The organism is Borrelia puertoricensis (genome assembly GCF_023035875.1).
Classification (GTDB): domain Bacteria; phylum Spirochaetota; class Spirochaetia; order Borreliales; family Borreliaceae; genus Borrelia; species Borrelia puertoricensis.
The window spans coordinates 714,099-732,443 of record NZ_CP075379.1 but is presented as its reverse complement, the minus strand read 5'-3'; the positions used below and the strand labels follow the sequence as shown (position 1 = coordinate 732,443).

General features: G+C 29.7%; 15 protein-coding genes and 1 pseudogene. 5 read left to right on the top strand and 11 right to left on the bottom strand.

The genetic code is table 11. From position 1 onward, the window contains the following. From bpuSUM_RS03455 to bpuSUM_RS03445, 3 genes are read right to left on the bottom strand one after another with little or no spacing between them, the layout of a single operon-like run. Window positions 1–1,251: a hydroxymethylglutaryl-CoA reductase, degradative gene (locus tag bpuSUM_RS03455; RefSeq protein ID WP_247065853.1), complete on the bottom strand. Its 1,251-nt coding sequence runs from the start codon at window positions 1,249–1,251 to the stop codon at window positions 1–3. After that, entirely contained in the window at window positions 1,241–2,305 is a 1,065-nt protein-coding gene (gene fni, locus bpuSUM_RS03450) for a type 2 isopentenyl-diphosphate Delta-isomerase (RefSeq protein WP_247066318.1), read from the bottom strand. The genes bpuSUM_RS03455 and fni overlap by 11 nt, the downstream gene beginning before the upstream one ends. Further along, window positions 2,289–3,512, bottom strand: a complete 1,224-nt coding sequence (locus bpuSUM_RS03445; protein WP_247065851.1) for a hydroxymethylglutaryl-CoA synthase — start codon at window positions 3,510–3,512, stop codon at window positions 2,289–2,291. The genes fni and bpuSUM_RS03445 overlap by 17 nt, the downstream gene beginning before the upstream one ends. A gap of 97 nt (window positions 3,513–3,609) precedes the next feature. Here bpuSUM_RS03445 and mnmA point away from each other — a divergent pair, with 97 nt between their 5' ends. After that, window positions 3,610–4,674: a tRNA 2-thiouridine(34) synthase MnmA gene (mnmA, locus tag bpuSUM_RS03440; RefSeq protein ID WP_247065849.1), complete on the top strand. Its 1,065-nt coding sequence runs from the start codon at window positions 3,610–3,612 to the stop codon at window positions 4,672–4,674. Between the two features lie 51 nt (window positions 4,675–4,725). Here mnmA and bpuSUM_RS03435 read toward each other — a convergent pair whose 3' ends face one another. The 5 genes and pseudogenes from bpuSUM_RS03435 to bpuSUM_RS03415 all read right to left on the bottom strand — a co-directional run bounded on the left by bpuSUM_RS03435 (window position 4,726) and on the right by bpuSUM_RS03415 (window position 12,670). Next, entirely contained in the window at window positions 4,726–6,627 is a 1,902-nt protein-coding gene (locus bpuSUM_RS03435; protein ID WP_247066316.1) for a methyl-accepting chemotaxis protein, read from the bottom strand. A 35-nt stretch (window positions 6,628–6,662) separates the two neighbouring features. Then, window positions 6,663–7,952 (bottom strand): annotated as a pseudogene (locus bpuSUM_RS10065) (methyl-accepting chemotaxis protein); the annotation flags it as partial. A gap of 1,087 nt (window positions 7,953–9,039) precedes the next feature. Continuing rightward, a complete protein-coding gene (locus bpuSUM_RS03425; protein ID WP_247065846.1) occupies window positions 9,040–9,966 on the bottom strand; it encodes an ABC transporter permease in 927 nt (308 codons plus the stop codon). Then, window positions 9,938–11,089 (bottom strand): ABC transporter permease, encoded by a 1,152-nt coding sequence (locus bpuSUM_RS03420; RefSeq protein WP_247065844.1) that lies wholly within the window; start codon window positions 11,087–11,089, stop codon window positions 9,938–9,940. The genes bpuSUM_RS03425 and bpuSUM_RS03420 overlap by 29 nt, the downstream gene beginning before the upstream one ends. Further along, a complete protein-coding gene (locus bpuSUM_RS03415) occupies window positions 11,090–12,670 on the bottom strand; it encodes an ABC transporter ATP-binding protein (protein WP_247065842.1) in 1,581 nt (526 codons plus the stop codon). It lies immediately after the preceding gene. Between the two features lie 211 nt (window positions 12,671–12,881). On the opposite strand from bpuSUM_RS03415, the gene bpuSUM_RS03410 reads away from it, so the two are divergent. From bpuSUM_RS03410 to bpuSUM_RS03395, 4 genes are read left to right on the top strand one after another with little or no spacing between them, the layout of a single operon-like run. Further along, window positions 12,882–13,544 (top strand): HAD family hydrolase, encoded by a 663-nt coding sequence (locus bpuSUM_RS03410; protein ID WP_247065840.1) that lies wholly within the window; start codon window positions 12,882–12,884, stop codon window positions 13,542–13,544. After that, window positions 13,541–14,404, top strand: a complete 864-nt coding sequence (locus bpuSUM_RS03405) for a hypothetical protein (RefSeq protein ID WP_247065838.1) — start codon at window positions 13,541–13,543, stop codon at window positions 14,402–14,404. The genes bpuSUM_RS03410 and bpuSUM_RS03405 overlap by 4 nt, the downstream gene beginning before the upstream one ends. Continuing rightward, complete coding sequence (locus tag bpuSUM_RS03400; RefSeq protein ID WP_247065837.1) at window positions 14,398–15,444, top strand: hypothetical protein; 1,047 nt, start codon at window positions 14,398–14,400, stop codon at window positions 15,442–15,444. Before bpuSUM_RS03405 ends, bpuSUM_RS03400 begins: the two co-directional genes overlap by 7 nt. Further along, window positions 15,441–15,953: a hypothetical protein gene (locus bpuSUM_RS03395; RefSeq protein WP_247065834.1), complete on the top strand. Its 513-nt coding sequence runs from the start codon at window positions 15,441–15,443 to the stop codon at window positions 15,951–15,953. Before bpuSUM_RS03400 ends, bpuSUM_RS03395 begins: the two co-directional genes overlap by 4 nt. 20 nt (window positions 15,954–15,973) lie before the next feature. Here bpuSUM_RS03395 and bpuSUM_RS03390 read toward each other — a convergent pair whose 3' ends face one another. From bpuSUM_RS03390 to bpuSUM_RS03380, 3 genes are read right to left on the bottom strand one after another with little or no spacing between them, the layout of a single operon-like run. Beyond that, window positions 15,974–16,414: a response regulator gene (locus tag bpuSUM_RS03390; RefSeq protein ID WP_247065833.1), complete on the bottom strand. Its 441-nt coding sequence runs from the start codon at window positions 16,412–16,414 to the stop codon at window positions 15,974–15,976. 48 nt (window positions 16,415–16,462) lie between these two features. Then, window positions 16,463–16,948: a chemotaxis protein CheX gene (locus tag bpuSUM_RS03385; RefSeq protein ID WP_247065831.1), complete on the bottom strand. Its 486-nt coding sequence runs from the start codon at window positions 16,946–16,948 to the stop codon at window positions 16,463–16,465. An 11-nt stretch (window positions 16,949–16,959) separates the two neighbouring features. Continuing rightward, window positions 16,960–18,342 carry a CheR family methyltransferase gene (locus bpuSUM_RS03380; protein ID WP_247066314.1) on the bottom strand — a complete coding sequence of 461 codons (1,383 nt, stop codon included), beginning with the start codon at window positions 18,340–18,342 and terminating at the stop codon, window positions 16,960–16,962. Window positions 18,343–18,345 lie beyond the last annotated feature (3 nt).

Here is an 18,345-nt window from a genome sequence, read left to right as displayed (position 1 = left end):
CTATGCTCTCAAATCCTCTAAAATTTTAAGAGCAAAATCAAGGGAATAAATTCCACTCTCACTCATTTTAAATAATATTTTTTCTCTCTCATCACTAGAAATAGTATAATCTCTTTCAAGAAAATATAAAATCTTATTAACATGCAACTTCATATGTCCTCGCTGAATTCCATCAAAAGCAAGTGCTCTTAGAGCCGCAAAATTACTTGCAAGACCAATACAAGAGAGAACACCCATAAACTCTTTTTTGCAATCAATACCCATAATCTTAAAGCTCAATATAGCCGCTTTATGAGAACCAGCCGAACCTCCTTTAATACCAACCTGTAAAGGCAATTCAATCTCTCCAATCAAATTTTCATCAGAAATATAAAATTTACTAAGAGGCAAATATATACCACTTTTTGAAGCAAATTTATGTATGCATGCCTCAAGAGCCCTTGTATCATTAAGTGTAGCAACACATAAACCTGTTATGCCATTCATAATACCTTTGTTATTAGTAACAGCACGTTCTTCTTCAAAAAACCCTATCTTAGAAATAAGTGAAATATTTTTAGCCAAAACTAAAGATTCTTCATTATCTTTAAGCAAATCATTAACATTTAATTTAAAATTAGCTTTTATAGCAAAATCATTCGAATCATTACTTAAAATTTTTAAAATACACTCATACCCAAACTCTAGAGTAATATGATGAGCCACTCTCTCAGCTATTGAATTTAGCAAATTTGAACCCATAACATCACAAACATCTACATAGATATTTAATTTCTGAATACCAATTTCCTTAATAAACTTAGTTGAAAGTTTTCTAAATCCACCGCCTCTACGTTCCATATTATGCAAAAGAGGCTTAGACCAAAAATCAATCTTTTCAAAAAGACCAAAAAACATATCACTTAAATCTTTATCTGTTTTTATATAAATTTGAGCAATTCCTAACACCTCACCCACAGAATAACTTAAATTAGCATGCTCAAGAATCTTAGCTGACAAATTTAATGCAGCAATAACTGAGGGTTCTTCTGTAGCAATAGGTACAGTATAATACTTGCCATTTACCTTTAAATTCTTTACAATGCCAATGGGCAAAGATAAATAACCAACATAATTCTCTATCATGTGACAAAGAAAATCTTCATCAGCAGAATCATAAAAAAAATCACAAAGATTCAATTTCAAAAGACTCTTTATCTCTCGTTTTTTATCTAAAATACTTTTACTTCTAAAATTCTCACTAAGTCTCATAAAAATCTTTAAAGCTCTTAACATTAAACGGCAACGGATAACTTAAAAAATATTTATTTAACCTAAACTGTGCCAAATCCTTACTATTACTTAAAAGCATAGACATCTTTAAAACATATTCATAACCTTTTAAAAGGTTATATAAAGCACTCTCCCCTCCCGAATAAAAAGCCCTTAGAATAGATGCTGCAATACCTACCAATTTAGCCCCAAGCGCAATGCCCTTGGCAATATCCATTCCAGTCTCATATCCTCCTGATGCAAAAACTCTATCTTTAAAAAAATCCTTAATACTAAGTAATGTTAAAACCGACGATATGCCCCAGTTAGCAAAACAAGACGCAACATCCAAATTTTCTTCTTTAATTCCTTCAACCAAAACCCAATTAGTTCCACCACTACCAGCAAGATCAACATAAGAAACTCCAAGATCTAGCAAACTGATAACAGAATCGGGAGAAATCCCAAAGCCAGTCTCTTTAACAATAACTGGAATATTTGATACAGAGCAAAGGCTAGCAATTGAGTCTTTAATTCCTCTAAAATTTCTCTCGCCTCTTAAATTCATTAATTCTTGACCTGAATTCAAATGTACAATTATGGCATCAACCTCAAATCTCTTATTCATTTCAACTATTTCAAAAATCCCAAATTCTCTTAACTGAGTAGCACCAATATTTGAAAATAAAGGAATATTATGAGCATACTTCCTTAAAGAAAAATCTTTAATATATTCAGGATATTTAAATACAAGCTTAAAGGATCCCAAACTCATTGGAATTCTTAAATCATTTGCAATCTTAACAAGAGACTTATTCAGATTATTACCCTCTTTAACGCCTCCTGTCATTGATGAGATAAAAATAGGCATGGCAATATCATAACCAAATATACTCTCTCTTGTATTTATCTCACAAAAATCAAGCTCACTAAGTGCATCATGCTTTAAATTAACAAAATTTAAAAGATTATCACTTTTATTAACATCCTCTTTATTTAAACAAATTTCAATTTGTCGTTTTTTATTATTTAATATATTAGGTTCGATACCCATAAACCCGGTATCCATCTTCTCTAATTTCCTTTAAATAAAACCCTTGGGATTCACCTGGAACGATCCTATTTTCAAAAAAATCTCTATACTCATCAAAATTTGCATCATGTCTCACTGAAAACATTTTATCAATATCCCAAGTCCTAACAACACGATGAGCATTCTCTTCAACTGTAAGCTCATAAATAACCATAATATTACCAGATCCATAAGAACAAAAAAGTATTCTCTCACCACTAATATCCTTTTTTGCAAATACTCGCTTCAAATAAGACATTAAAGATAAAAATATTGATCCTGTATATAAATTTCCTACCTCCTTAGAAGCCTCAACAGAATCATAAAAGTCTATTGATTCTAAATAAGCATTCCTCTCAAATTCATCTTCACTATAATATTTCTTTAAAACATAATGCATTGAGTCTATAGGCATTTGTGCAAAAGGTACATGTAAAATAAACCTATATTTAGAAAATAAATCCTTAATACTCATATTTTTCTTATATGCAAAATTTGCTAAAGCCTCTTCATTTGCCTTATTATAACATTCAATAGAATAACGTCCCTTTACCTTAGCCTCAAGACTGCCAAATGGTCTAAAAAAATCATCAACATCATCAGTATAAACCCCAAACTCAGACAAATTAATAGATAAAACTTTTGGATTTTGCTCAATAAGGACTGCTGTTGCTCCAGCCCCTTGAGTAATCTCTGCTGTAGTAAGATTACTATAATGTGCAATATCACTAGAAAATACTATTCCATATTCAGATTTATCTGAATGACTTAAAATACTTGCAGTACTGTGCAAAGACAGTACAGAAGCTGCACATGCATGTTGAACCTGAAAAGTTAAGAAATTATTTGATAAATTAATACCAGCTAACTTCAAAGCTCCATAGACATAAGATGAAATTGACTTTGAATAATCTACACCCGTCTCAGTGCCACCTAAAAATACTCTCATTTTATCTAAATCAAGATTATTATTATCAAAAATTAGCTTAACAGCGGAGCTTGCCATTGTAACACTGTCTTCATTAGGACTTGTAAATCTAAACGCTTTCTGAAGGGTTGCATCAATTGCTCTATTAAATTTCTTAAAAAAATTTTCATCAGAATTATATAAAGAATTGTTTAAAAGAACATGTAAGTTTAAACAATTTAAAGGCAAAAAAACTCTAATATCACTAATACCCACTTTCATCAATTACCCCCGATTAAAAAAATAATTACCAAGTAATATACTATAGATCATAAAAACATCAAAGTTCAATATGCTATGATGAAAGGAGAAACAAATTATGCAAATAGCAGTACTTCTATCCGGTGGAGTAGACAGCTCTGTGGCTCTTTACACAATGATACAAAAAGGATATAAAAATATAAAGTGTTATTATCTAAAAATTTGGCTTGAAGACGAACTTTTCTACATAGGAGAATGCCCTTGGAAAGAAGATATCAATTATGTAGAGGCTGTGTGTAAAAAATTTAACGTACCATATGAAATCATCAGCTTACAAGACGAGTATTACAAGAGAGTAGTAACTTATGCTATCGAAGAATTAAAAATTGGTAATACCCCAAGTCCAGATATATTTTGTAATCAAAGAATAAAATTTGGTGCATTCTTTGATAAGATAAACGAACATTATGATTTAATTGTCACAGGACACTATGCTAAAATAGAAAACAAAAATGATCACTACATACTTAAACAAGCCAAAGATAAAATAAAAGATCAAAGCTATTTTCTGTCTCACCTCTCTAGAGAACAAATATCAAAACTTCATTTCCCATTAGGAAACCTATTTAAAACTGAAATAAGACAAATAGCACAAACAATAGATTTGCCCAATAAAAACAGAAAAGACAGTCAGGGAATCTGTTTTCTTGGCAAAATCAAATATAATGAATTTATAAAATATCATTTAGGAGAACTTAAAGGTAATATCATCGAACAAGAAACAGGCAAAATACTTGGAACACATAATGGATATTGGTTCTTTACAATTGGACAAAGAAAAGGTATCAAACTCAGCCATGGCCCATGGTTTGTCACAGAAAAGGATATTCAAAATAACATCATTTACATCTCAAATAGTACAAATTACCTAAAACAAGGAAAGCAACAATTTTTAGTTCACAAAACAAACTGGATAAAAAAGCCATTAAACAATAGTGACTTAAGTGCCAAAATAAGACATGGAGAGAAAAAAATAAAATGCAAAATAGAAATATTAAAAAATGATATTATAAAAGTTGATCTAGAAGAAAAAGATTATGGAATTTCACCGGGACAATTTTGCATATTTTATCAAGAAGACGAATGCTTAGGAGGAGCTAAAATCCTTAAAACACTAATATAATATATTTTTAAAATCATTATTTATAGGGATAATTTAAATTATCCCTATAAATTACTTATCAATCTTAAAGTAATCTACTGATTCCTTCAAATGTTTAACGCTATCTAACATTCTCTCAGACATTGCTGAGAGTTCCTCACTACTTGATGCTGTTGTTTGAACCAATTGACTAACTTGTTCTATTGCATTCTTAAATTGTTCAATTTGATTACTTTGGTTATAACTTTCACGAGTAATATTCTTAACAAGTCCAGCCGTTTTTTCCATTCCAGGAACAATCTGCTCAAAATTATTACCTGCTTTACTTGCAACAGTAAAACTTTTATTTGCAATATCAATAATTTCTCTAGCAGACTCCTTGCTTTGATCAGCAAGCTTTCTAACCTCAGCAGCAACAACTTCAAATCCCTTACCCTTATCCCCTACTCTAGCAGCTTCAATAGAAGCATTTAGAGCAAGCAAATTAGTTTGCCTTGTTATCTCATCAATAACACCTATTTTATCTGTAATAACCTCCATCGCCTCAATGGCTTTAGTAACAGATTCATGTCCCTCCCTGGTCTTCTCATTAGTGTTAACAGCAATACTCTCAGTAGTAGAAGCATTATCGGTATTCTCAGTAACACCTTGAGATATCTGCTCAATATTTGCTGTCATTTCTTCTAATGTAGACGCTTGTTCAACTGCTCCAGAACTTAAATTTTGACTCGCATTTGCTATCTGAATTGCATTTTCATAAAGGTAATCAAGGTTTTCAATAACTCCTCTGACAACAGATGAAAAATTAGACCTTAAACGCTCCAAATCTTCATATAACCCATGAAGTTCTAACGTTTCCCATTCTAAAGAATAACTTGAAACAGTAAAATCTCCAGAAGCAAGTCTCCCAGAATAACTCAAAATTCCATTTAAAACAGCACTGAGTTTACCTACAAGATAAATAGTAACTAATCCAAGAATAACTAAAGTCACTACAAAACTTATTCCCAAAATAAAAGTAGTAAGTCTAGTCATATAATAAAAATCATTAACATTAGCTCTGAGATATACCATAAACGAAAAATTAGACAAATTACATGTTACTCTCTGAGCAAACCCAACAAATTTTTGCCCATGAGGGTCAACATAAGTCCTAAAGCTAATTTCTTGATTTTTCTGAATTAAATCCTCAGAAATACTCTTAACGACACTACTATAATAAGAATTAACATCAACTAAGTTATCCCCAGGCAACCAAGTATGGTGAATGAGAAATGATCCCGTTTGGTCAAATACCATAACACGACCGCTACCCAATGCTCCAAAACTAATACCTTTAAATGAATTATAAAGATAATCGATAGCATAAAAGATCATAAAATAACCAAAAACATCACCAGTATCATGATCTCTTAAAGGAACACCTATTAACAAATAAGGAATTTGTCCTGATTGATTCCTAATCTTAGAAATATCCCTCATCAAAACTTCTTCAACAGACCCAGAATCTGCCAAAAGCACAGAAGAGTTATAAATAGAACTAGTGCCCCTTAACTTAAGAAAGTATTCTTTATCTGCAACAGAAATGCCATAATCACTATTATCTTTGACAGCAGTAGTAAATATTATTTCACCTTTTCTATTGGTTATCATAAGGTTATTACCTCTGCCTGTTTTAACCAAGATCTCAATTTGATCTAAAATAGCTTCTATTCTCTTAGGCTTACTTCTAGCAATGGATTCAAATACAGATGAAGAGTCTAAATACATTGAATTAATTTTCACCCTCTCTTCCATTGAAGAAAGATAAATGGTTAAAGAATTTTTGACATTTCTAATAAGATTTTGCATAAGATCTAACTGCTGAGCTACTAAATTAGAATTAATCAAAACACCAAATACGAAAAACAATATAGAAATAAAGATTGCTATAAGAATACTAACAATAAGTAATATCCTAACTTTCAGCTTCAGTTTCATACGCTAACTACCTCTTACAAAAATAAATTCTAAAAATCTGAAAAGTCCTCATCAAAATCCAAATCTTTATCAACAACATCAATGGCTTTCGTAGGATCTACCCTCTTATTAACAGACTCATAACTTACCTTTGAATCACCATGTATATCATCTTGACTATCTCCTAAAGATGACTTACTCTCCATATTCAAAGAAGTAAGATTTTCAGTCATCAAAACATCATCACCAGCATTAAGTTTATCACAAGCATCAACCTCAAAATCTTTAACTTTGAAAAAAGATATCACTTGTCTAAGCTCTTTAGCCTTTTCAAGCATCCTATCAGCCATACTTGAAAGCTCTTCACTGCTTGATGCTGAAGCTTGAACTACTTCTCCAACCTGATCAAGAGCTTCTTTAAACTGTATAATTTGATCATTCTGCTTATAGCTTCCCTCAAAAATCTTCTTCACAAGATTGGTAGTCTTTTCTATTTCAGGTAACATATCCTTAAATATCAACCCAGCTTCCGTTGCCAATCTAGAATTCTCTTCAACTAATTCACCAATTTCAAGTGCAGACTCTTTGCTAAGATCAGCAAGTTTTCTAATTTCACTTGCTACAACAGCAAAACCCTTGCCTTCATCACCAGCTCTTGCAGCCTCAATAGCCGCATTTAAAGCAAGCAAATTAGTTTTTCTAGCTATCTCTTCAATAACACTGACTTTCTCAACAATAGACTGCATAGCCACAACAGATTCTTCAACAGCCTTACCCCCTATTTGAGCATTCTCATTAGTAATTAAGGCAATTTGCTCTGTTTCTCGGGAATTATTCACACTCATCTCAACTCCAGATGATATCTGTTCAATATTAGCTGACATCTCTTCAAGTGTTGAAGCTTGCTGCAACGCACTAGAACTTAAATTTTGACTTGAATCAGCAACTTCAACACTTGCCTTATTAACATAACTAATGTTTTTAAGAACACTTGCAATAGCATCCGAAATAGCATCTCTCATTTTAACAATTTGTAAGCCCAATGAACCAAGCTCATCAGAATAATTATCATTAATAACATAATCTTTATCTAAATTTCCTTGGACTATTTCCTTTACCAAATTTCTAACCAAATTTAATCTAAAGCTAATAATTGACTCTAACATCACTGAGAGAATAACAACCAATATAATAATGCCTAAAATAGCACATACAATAAATTTAAAAGCCAAACTGTAAATAACCCCATAAATATCTTCATAAGGAATTCTGGCAACAAGAATTCCACTATTATCTCCAAGCTCACTGCTAATAGGCAATATGGCATAATAATTATACAACTTCATCTCAGGAAAATACGCTCTTTCAATCTGATAAATTGGTATCTGGCCTGGTACAATAGGTTTCATAGGGGCTTTGGACAATACATCCTTTAAAACACTAATAAATTTAGCACTAACTTTAGAGCTCTCATTATATTCCATTAAAGGATTAACAAGATTATTATATGGGTCTAAATAAAATAAATTTCCTCTGTTATAAAAACCAAATCTAGATCTATCTAACTTATCTCTTATCACATCGTCAAGTAAATAACCTACCAAATAACCAAGAAACACTTTATCTTCTGCTGAATATACAGGAACAACTATGGCAGAAGTTTTTTTATCTTTATAGTGAGATCGAATAGCAACCTCTCCTGCTATCCCTTCAGTAAGACCAGGATACCAACCAATAAAATTTAATTCACTTTTTTTATATTCTTCTACAGATTTTTTAAAATACTCAGTATTTGACTCAGACTGACCAAAATCTATATTATTGGCATGTCTTGTAGAAACAATTATTTTACCTTCCAAATCAAGAAATGCAAATTCTTCATAAAAAGTATCAAGTTTTAAATTGAACAATATCTCATATACCCGATTTCGATATTTTCTATTACCCTTTACAGCATCAAGAACTATTTTAGAATTTTCCCTAAATCTGTCTAATTCAACCTCTGAAAAAATATGACCACCATTCTTAATAAACGAATATTCACTCATAGTCTCAAGAGCTAAATTAGAACTTGCACCATCAATTATGATATAAAATGTATCTAACAAAGCCTGCACAGCAAAAGCAGCTCGTCTTACTTGAGCTCTTGTAAGTTGTTTATAATAACGTTCTAAATAACTACCCAACATAAACTTAAAAATTAAAGAAAAAAACAATACAGTTATCAACAAACATAAAAATAAAAAACCAATAAACCTGTGCTTAATTTTTAACATAAACCTACCTCGTAAATTAATCACTCACTTAATTAATTTAACAAACATAAGAATTAAGTAGATACTTTTCATAACTTTATATCAAAAAATATAATTCTCAAATAAACCCTAAATAATTCCACCTGTATATTAAAAGAAATAAACATAAAAATCAATCTTTTTTATAAGGTAAACCTAAAGCTTTAGGGGCATAATTCCTTTTTGAAAAAAACAAAAGACTCAAAATCACTACAACATAAGGTAAAATGATTAATATTTTAAGAGGAACTATGAAAGACAAAAAAGAAACTTGAGACATCATAACAACTAAAGTTCTTATAAAAGAAAACAAAAAGCTACCCATCAAAATTCCAAAAGGTTGCCAATTCCCAAAAATCACCATAACGATGGCAATAAAACCTTGCCCACCAATAATTCCTTGCATATAACTTGAAGCAATCACAGTAGAGAGAACTGCTCCAGCAATTCCCGCAAATAAGCCACTTAGCAGGACACAAAAAAACCTAATCATAAATACATTAACTCCAAGAGATTCTAAAACTTCTGGTTCCTCACCACTAGCTTTAATCCTAAGTCCAATTTTAGTATATTTAAACATAACATGAAAAAGCACAACACATGTTATTGCAATATAGAGTGAATATCTCTTACCAAAAATCTGAAATACAAGAGACTTTTTATCCAAAACTCCGTCAAAAAGTATGGGCAGCTTAATATCTATTGGGGGAGTTGAAGCAGAACCAAAAATAAAAGTTCCAAACAACATCGCTACAGATGGTCCTAAAAAATTAATAGCAATCCCAGTTATTATCTGATCTGATTTAAGAAAAACAGTAAAAATAGCATGAAGAATTGAAAGAACAAGTCCTGAAAGCCCCCCCGCAATAATTGCAAATAACGGACTACCATAACAATATGCAACTGTAGCACCAACAAATGCCCCAAGAGCCATTGTGCCCTCAAGACCAATATTGATTATTCCACATCTCTCACTTATAAGTCCTCCAAGACCAGCCAAAATTAAGGTCTGAGAATTTATGAGCGTTTCACTAATTAGAAATATTAGTGCGTTTGACACTTTTTATACTCCTCAAAAACATCTTATTTAAGAAATGACTAGCAGAAATCATAATCACCACTATCCCTATCATCAAAGACACTATTGAAGATGACAACCCCATTAAACTTTGCACTCTGCTACTACCATAAAACAAAATTGAGAATAAAATACTTGAAAATATTATTCCTATTGGAGAATTATTTCCTATCAAAGCAACAGCTATACCATTAAGACCTGTTCCTTCCATATAAGTAAGCTTAAATATTGCCTTATTAACACCCATAACCTGTATAGCACCTGCAAGTCCCGCAAGTGCACCTGCAATAAACATAGTAAACATCAAAATCTTTTTAATATCAATTCCAACACGATAAGAAGCGACAATATTACGTCCAACAGAGCTTATCTTAAACCCAAGCATCGTCTTATTCAATAAAACCCACATTAAAATAGCAATAATAATCCCAACAATTATCCCAAAATTAAGAGGGGCCTTTAATAAATCATTAATAAATGGATTTTTTGCTCTATAAGCAAGTCCCTCAGATGAAAGTTTCCAAGAACCAAAAAAATCAATAAAAGCGCTTTCTCGAATAGACTTAGATAAATCACTATTATCCTTTTTAATAGTGGGCAAATCTATGATTATATTATTCAAATGAAATAAAATCCAATTAAACATTATCCCTGAAATTACTTCATTTATGTTAAATTTAATCTTTAAATATCCAATGAAAACACTTAAAATTCCTGACGCTAAAGATGCAAAAAGGAAAATGCAAATTACGTGTAATACAGGGGGGAAATCCAAAAAAATTCCAGCTATTAAAGCTGAAATCGAACCAAGCATAAATTGACTCTCAACACCAATATTAAAAAGTCCCACTCTTAAAGCGATGCCAATCGAAAGGCCTGTAAAAATCAATGGCGTGGCATAGCTTACAATATACGCAAAATGTTTAGGAGAAGAAAATACAACCTCTATCATTATATAGTACATTCTCAAAGGAGAATACCCAAGAATTAATACTATTAACCCAAGAATTAAAATCCCTAAAAAAAATGCAAAAAAATTAATAAATATCGATGAATTTAAAAAAACTGCAATTGTCTCTTTATATTTATAATTATCAACTTTCATTTAAACTATACCCATCATCATTTTTCCAATAACAACAGAATCAAAATTATGCTCTAAAATACCTACAATTCCACCATTGTACATTACAGCTATTCTATCACAAACACTCACAAGCTCATCAAGTTCAAGAGACACAAGAAGAACTGTCATACCCTCATCTCTTTGCTCTAAAAATTTTTTATAAATATTTTCAATAGCACCCACATCAAGTCCCCTTGTAGGTTGAACTGCCAAGAGAACCTCAGGTTTCAAATTAATTTCACGTGCAACAACGACCTTTTGTTGATTACCTCCAGATAGATTTTTAACTTTGCTCAAAATATCTCTTGGTATAATATCAAATGAAGCTGCAAGTTGTTCGCTTATTTCCTTAAGAAGAGTTAAATTAAAATTAACAAACTGTTTTTTAACAGTATTTAAAAAATTAACCTTTAATTTACCATTACATATACCACTACTCTTCATTTTTAAATAATTCACATCATCAAAACTTTTAATTCCAATATTTTGCAAAATATTAAAGTCTAAAATAAGACCATGCTTTTGTCTATCAGATGGAATATGGCCTATTTTCCTATCTATTATTTGTTTAACACTAAGACCCTTGATTGATTCAAATTTGCCATCAACTCTCTTAACTATATCTCCGCTAAAGATATCTCTAACCCCAAGAATTGCTTCAACTAATTCTTCTTGACCACTACCTTCAACTCCAGCTATCCCAAAAATTTCACCTTCTCTAAGATTTAAACTAATATTCTTAACTTTAAAAACACCCCGCTCATCTTTAACACTTAAATCCTTAATCTCAAGAACATTTGTGTGATTAACAATCCGTCTCTTAGAAATATCAAGAGAAGTTTCTTTGCCTATCATTAATTTAGTAAGCATTCCCTCATCAGTCTTAGTAATATCAAAAGTCCCAACTACTTTCCCAAGACGCATAATTGTACATCTTTGTGCCACAGACTTTATTTCTTTTATTTTATGTGTAATAAGTATTACAGTATGCTCCTCTACAGCCAATATTTTTAAAACATTCATAAATTCATCAATCTCATTAGGCGTAAGTACCGCTGTAGGTTCATCAAAAATAATAATATCTGCATTTCTATAGAGAACTTTGAGTATTTCTACTTTTTGTCCCATCCCAACACTTAAATCCTCAATTGGCTTATCAGTATCTATTTTTAAACCATATCTTTCAGAAAGTTTAAGTATCCTCCTCTTTGCATGATCATAATTAATAAATCCAAATTTTGAATCTTCATATCCTAAAATAATATTTTGTACAGCCGTAAATTTTGGAATTAACATAAAATGTTGAAAAACCATCCCAATACCACTTCGAATAGATTCGCTTGAATCTTTAAATTTTAGTTCATTTCCTCTTAAAAAAATCTGCCCGCTATCGGGCTTGTGAATTCCATAAATAGTTTTCATTAAAGTGGTTTTGCCAGCACCATTTTCACCAAGAATTGCATGTATTTCTCCCTTTTTAAATCTTATACAAATATTATCATTAGCAATAAAATCACCATATCGCTTAGTAACTTTATCTAAAACTAATATGTCTTGCATTAAAGATAACCTGAAATTTAACAAAGGTAAATAACATTTATTTATACCCTAACCAGGTATGTTAAAACTAAAAACAAATATTTTCAAGAGATTTTCAGAAAAAAAATCAAAAACAATGTAAAATATCAAAAATCATGCAATAAATTTAATAAAAGGCAAAAAATAATGATAAAATGAAGGCACATTATGATAATGACAAAAGGATTAAAATATGAGAATTAAAGCCTGCATTTTCGATATGGATGGAACTTTAATAAACAGCATCATGGATATTGCATTTTCAATGAACTTGGCACTAAAAAATTTAGGATACACAAAAATTAAAACAGATGAATTTAACACTCTTGTTGGCAGAGGATATTCCAAATTAGTAGAGAACACTTTAAAGCATCTTAACGTAAAATTAAACAATAAACAAATCAAAGATAATCTTTATCAAGAATTTGTACAAGCATACAATCAAAATCTTTCTTCCCTAACAAGAGCATACGATGGTATACCAGAACTTTTAAGAAAACTCAATTCACTTAACATTCCTGTTGGAATCTTAAGCAATAAAAACCATGAAGAACTATTAATAATATCACAAAATATATTCAAAGACATAAACTTTTTTGAAGTGAGGGGCTACTCACCAAGATTTGAAGCAAAACCAGATCCTGCAAATGCACTTGACATGATAATAGAATTAAATCTCATGCCAAAGGAAATAGCATACATCGGAGACAGCGATGTTGATATGCTCACTGCTCAGAATGCAGGATTTTTACCTATAGGGGTTGCATGGGGATTTAGAACAATAAAAGAATTAAAAGAAAGCGGAGCAAAATACATTTTAAGTAGTCCATCCGAACTTTTAGACATAATCAAATGAATTCAAAAGTATATTTTCCACATCTGTATCATTATTTATTTAATCATGAAAACATAAAGGGATTATCAATTTTTGAAAAAGAAATTGAAATAATCAAATATCTAGAAGAAAATAAAAAAACCATTTCAACATTTATAGACGAAAATTTTAAATCTGATACTGACTTACTTATTCAATACGTTAAAGAAAAAACTGACATAATAATTACTCCTATTGTTTTATCAAACATCGAATCTATTGATCTAAATATTGTAAAAGACCTCTTTAACAAAGAGCTTAATAAAAATAACCTAGAATTAATATTTAGTTCTATTAAAGCAAATCCTTACTTAAGAAAAGAATTTTTATACGATTTCAATGCTATAAGTAACGGACATATAACATTTTATATAAACAAACTTTTTGAAGACAAAAATTCTTACACAATACATCTAATCAAAAAAGAAAATGACATGCTAGATTCTTCAAAAATTGTAAAAAACTACATAAAAATTCTACTCTTATTAAGAGTATTAATAATTAAGTTTTATTTAGAAAAAGAAATAAAATTAATTCCAAGAAATATTGAAAATATAGCAAAATTAATTAGCAGAGAAATTGAATTTTTAGATAACAATACAGTTAGCCTGATAACTCAAAGTCTCTTTAAGTATGAAAATCTAAGTAACATATCGCCAATTGCAACATTAATATCCATTTTTTCAAACAGAACCAGAATACCAAATATTAAAAACAATAGAATAAAGGGATTTATAGGTTATGACGAGAGCTGGTTTTCTATAAAACAATTAAGCTCAAAGGAACATGATCCAAGAATTATTAAAGAACTTCTAGAAATAGCTAGGAAAAATAAATGGTAAAAATACTTTCAAATTTTTTTAAGGCCACTTTAATCGCATCAATACTTGCATTCCTAATAGAAGAATTATCAATAATACTTTTTTTGCCATACAAGATCCGATTTGCCCTAATATTCATTGGATTTTTATTCGATGCAATATTGATATTGATTTTTTTATACAAAATTTCAAAAGCTTATTTTTCACAAAAACTACAAATATATATAAGAAATAATTTATTTTTTGATCTAATTCATTGCCTAATTCCCTTAATATTTTATAGCTCTCATCAAATCCAAAATATAATTAATCCTCACGAAACAATTCTAAGTCCAATTGTACTTTCACTTTTCAAATTAAGATTCTTAAGACTCCTTAGATTTAACGACTTAATGATTGAAATTTATTATAATCCAAAAGAAAAAAATCTAATCTTAGTTGCATTTGCAAGAACATTTTCAATAAGTTTACTAATTCCATTCATATTTTTTATAATATTTTCAAGTTCAGGTTTTGCAAATACAATCCCAGAAAAGCAAGAATTCAATATCATAAAAAACATTTCAATAACAACTGAAAAAAACTATATCAAAGAAAAATATCCTTTTATACTAATAATTAAAGATACAAATAAAACGATATATTCTAAATCTGATGATATATTTTTCTACTATAGTCCCAGCGAATACAAAATTATAGAAATAGATCAAACAAAATTTTATATAGATAAGTATCTGCAAAGAAAAAATGATTCTGTAATTGGGATATTTTTATTTACACTTTTTATATCTTTTGCACTGTTTTTAACAAATTTTTATAAATTTTTTAAAGCAAGTTTCCTAAATCCAATTATACTAATGCAAAAAGTATTACAAAACCCAATTGAGTATAGAAAAATTCAAATTCCATCCCATTTTAGCGAAGAAAAAGTATATGAAATGGCAAAAACATTTAATAATGTTTTATTAAAAGACAAACTAAACGCAAAAAGAAGAAGCAAACTTCCCTTAGAAATTGAAAAAGTGAAAAGAATAATAAATAGCAATAAGGAACATGTATGATAAAAAAAATATTTTTGTTATTAATTATTAACACATCAATTCACTCAAGATTAATAACAACTTCAATTGAAAAACGATCATCAGAAGCAACTAAAAAATATTCTGCTTTTAATTTAATAATAGAAGAAGAATATTATACCAAACATCCAAAAGACACACATGAAATGCAAATATATGAATTAACAGAAAATTTTATAAAGAGCATTTTAAAAGATAAAATTAATTATACAGCACTAACTCCAACCTATAAAGGAGCAAACAAATATTTACTACAAAGCGAAATTATTGACAAAGATTTTTCAAAATATAAAATATTTAAAATCAAAGCCATAAATTCAATTTTTAAAAGTTCAGCATTAATATATACCAAAAAGGGCTTTTATAAGCTAGAGTTACATATAGGCAACAATAACAAAAATAAACTAGAAATTTTCAATCTTAACATGTCATATTTCACAAAACAACTAAATGAAATAAATAATGCAATGATTTTTTACAAAAAATACTAAGCTACTAAGCATATACTATTTCATTTAACAAATACAGACATCACTCTTTGAAGAACCTTAGCTCTATCAAGAGGCTTCACAATAAATGTCTTTGCACCTTTAATTAAACAATCCTTAACCAACTGTTCTTTTCCTAAAGCAGAAATCATTATTACTTTAGCATTTTTATCAAATTCCATAATATTAGAAAGACAAGTTATCCCGTCCATCTTGGGCATAGTAATATCAAGAGTAACAACATCAATATTAGGATAATGGTTTTTATATTTAATCACAGCTTCCTCACCATCACCAGCAGTATCAATAATATTGAATCCTTCAGAAGTAAAAATTTGTGTAAGTTGTTTTACAGTAAAAACTGAATCATCCACAATCAAAACATTAAAAGGAACTCCAGTGTCATAATTGATCCCCTTTGGTTTATTTGAAGAATCCACAGCAATTGTAGTTTTCTGGATCATATTAAACCCTCTTCTTTCATGATAAGTACTTTCAACTTCATAATCATATCAAACCCTCTCTCTTATTGCAATATTAACTTCTATAATTTTACCATCTGGTAAAGTAAAGGGCACTATTAATGCTTCAGAACCCTTATTACTTATTTTCATATTTTCTCCATAAATAAAAGCTGGTGGGGTTATATCAAACACAAAACCCTTAGCATGCAAAGTAGTAACAAAATTGCCAGCAATAATATTACCAACTTCCGTAAGAGTTGCTGCTACCATCTCTCTAGTCTCTTCATCATCAAAATCAACATACTCCTCAAAATTCAACTTCGAAGCAACAAAAAGCGCGGTATCAATATCCATATCAATAATAATACTACCTTCAACAGAACCTGCAAGTCCTACAATTACAGACACACCTCTTATTTTTTGATTTATCGACTTAAGCCCAGGACTGCCCATCTGAATATCTTCAACAAGCAACATATCCCTTAAAACTGAAGAAGCAGCATCTAAAAATGGCTCTATATAATCTATTCTCATTAATTTCTCCTTTAGATCCTTTTATACAAATTAAAACATTTTACAGATCTATCTTTCACAAAAATATCATTGTTTTTAAGTTCTTCATTATCTCCTAAAATTAAAAGAGCACCACTAACAGATTTTTCTGCAATCGCATCCAGAATTAAATTCTGCCAATCATCATTCAAGAAACATAAAATATCCCTTAAAAAAACAATTCCCAAATTTTCTGGAAACTCTGATAAAATAGCATCTGAATATTCAAATAAAATATTATTCATAATCTCTGGCTTGAATTTATAAACCCCTGGACTCTGCTCAAAGGAATTCTTTCTATAAATCTCGCTTAAATTAACATCAGACTCTGAGAAAATCAAATTAGAAGTACTAATTACTTTAACTAAATCATTGTCAATAGCTGTTACCCTAAAAGGATTTTTATAAGACTCATATAAAACATTCACAAAAGACATTGTCTCCTTTCCATCACCACATCCAATCTCAAAAACATTTAAAACAGTACCAACACCACTTATATCATTAACATATGGCTTAACAATTTCATCCTGAAATTCTTTTAAATATCTATCATCCCATAAGCGTCCTGATGATTTTGAATAAAATTCACCTAAAAAATTATCATAAGACAAATCATTAATATTTACAATATCTAATTGCATACCAATTTTCTTTAAAAATTCATCATTTACTAAAGATGCATTGAAAGAATATTTAAAAAGATTTTCTTTAATAACCTTTAAATCATCTAAAATACCCTCAGATGATGTTGTAAGATCACTAACAGATGATTCTAACAATTCTAAAAAATTATTGCTATAAGAAAATGACTTATCCTCATTCCCAGAAGCATCTATCTTATCATCATTTCTGCTATCTTCCAATGAAATTTCTTCTTCCCTATCATAATCAAAAATTCTATCAACATCAAGAAGAATATACAATTTTTCACCATACTCAACTACTCCGCTTATGTAACGTATAAGTGCTTCTTGGGACAGAACAGGATGAGGATCTTGAATTAAAGAAGAATCAATTGAAAAAACATTATTAACCTTATCAACAATAACTCCTATTAATAAATCACCATTCCTAAGAACCATAATATCTTCAAGATCTCTCTTAAGGACTTCCAAATTAAACATTATTCTCAAATCAATAATAGAGATTATTTCTCCTCTTAAATTATCAAGACCAACCACATATTTTTTAGCATTTGGGACATATGTAAAATTACTAGATTTCCTAATCTCCTTAACTTGCATAATATCTACAAGATAATTATCATTTCCAATATTAAAAGAAACCACTTTAAAATCTAAATTAATAGGAATAGGTCCTTTAATCTGATTACTTACATTATGATCACCTAAACATATCTCTTTTATTTCCATCAT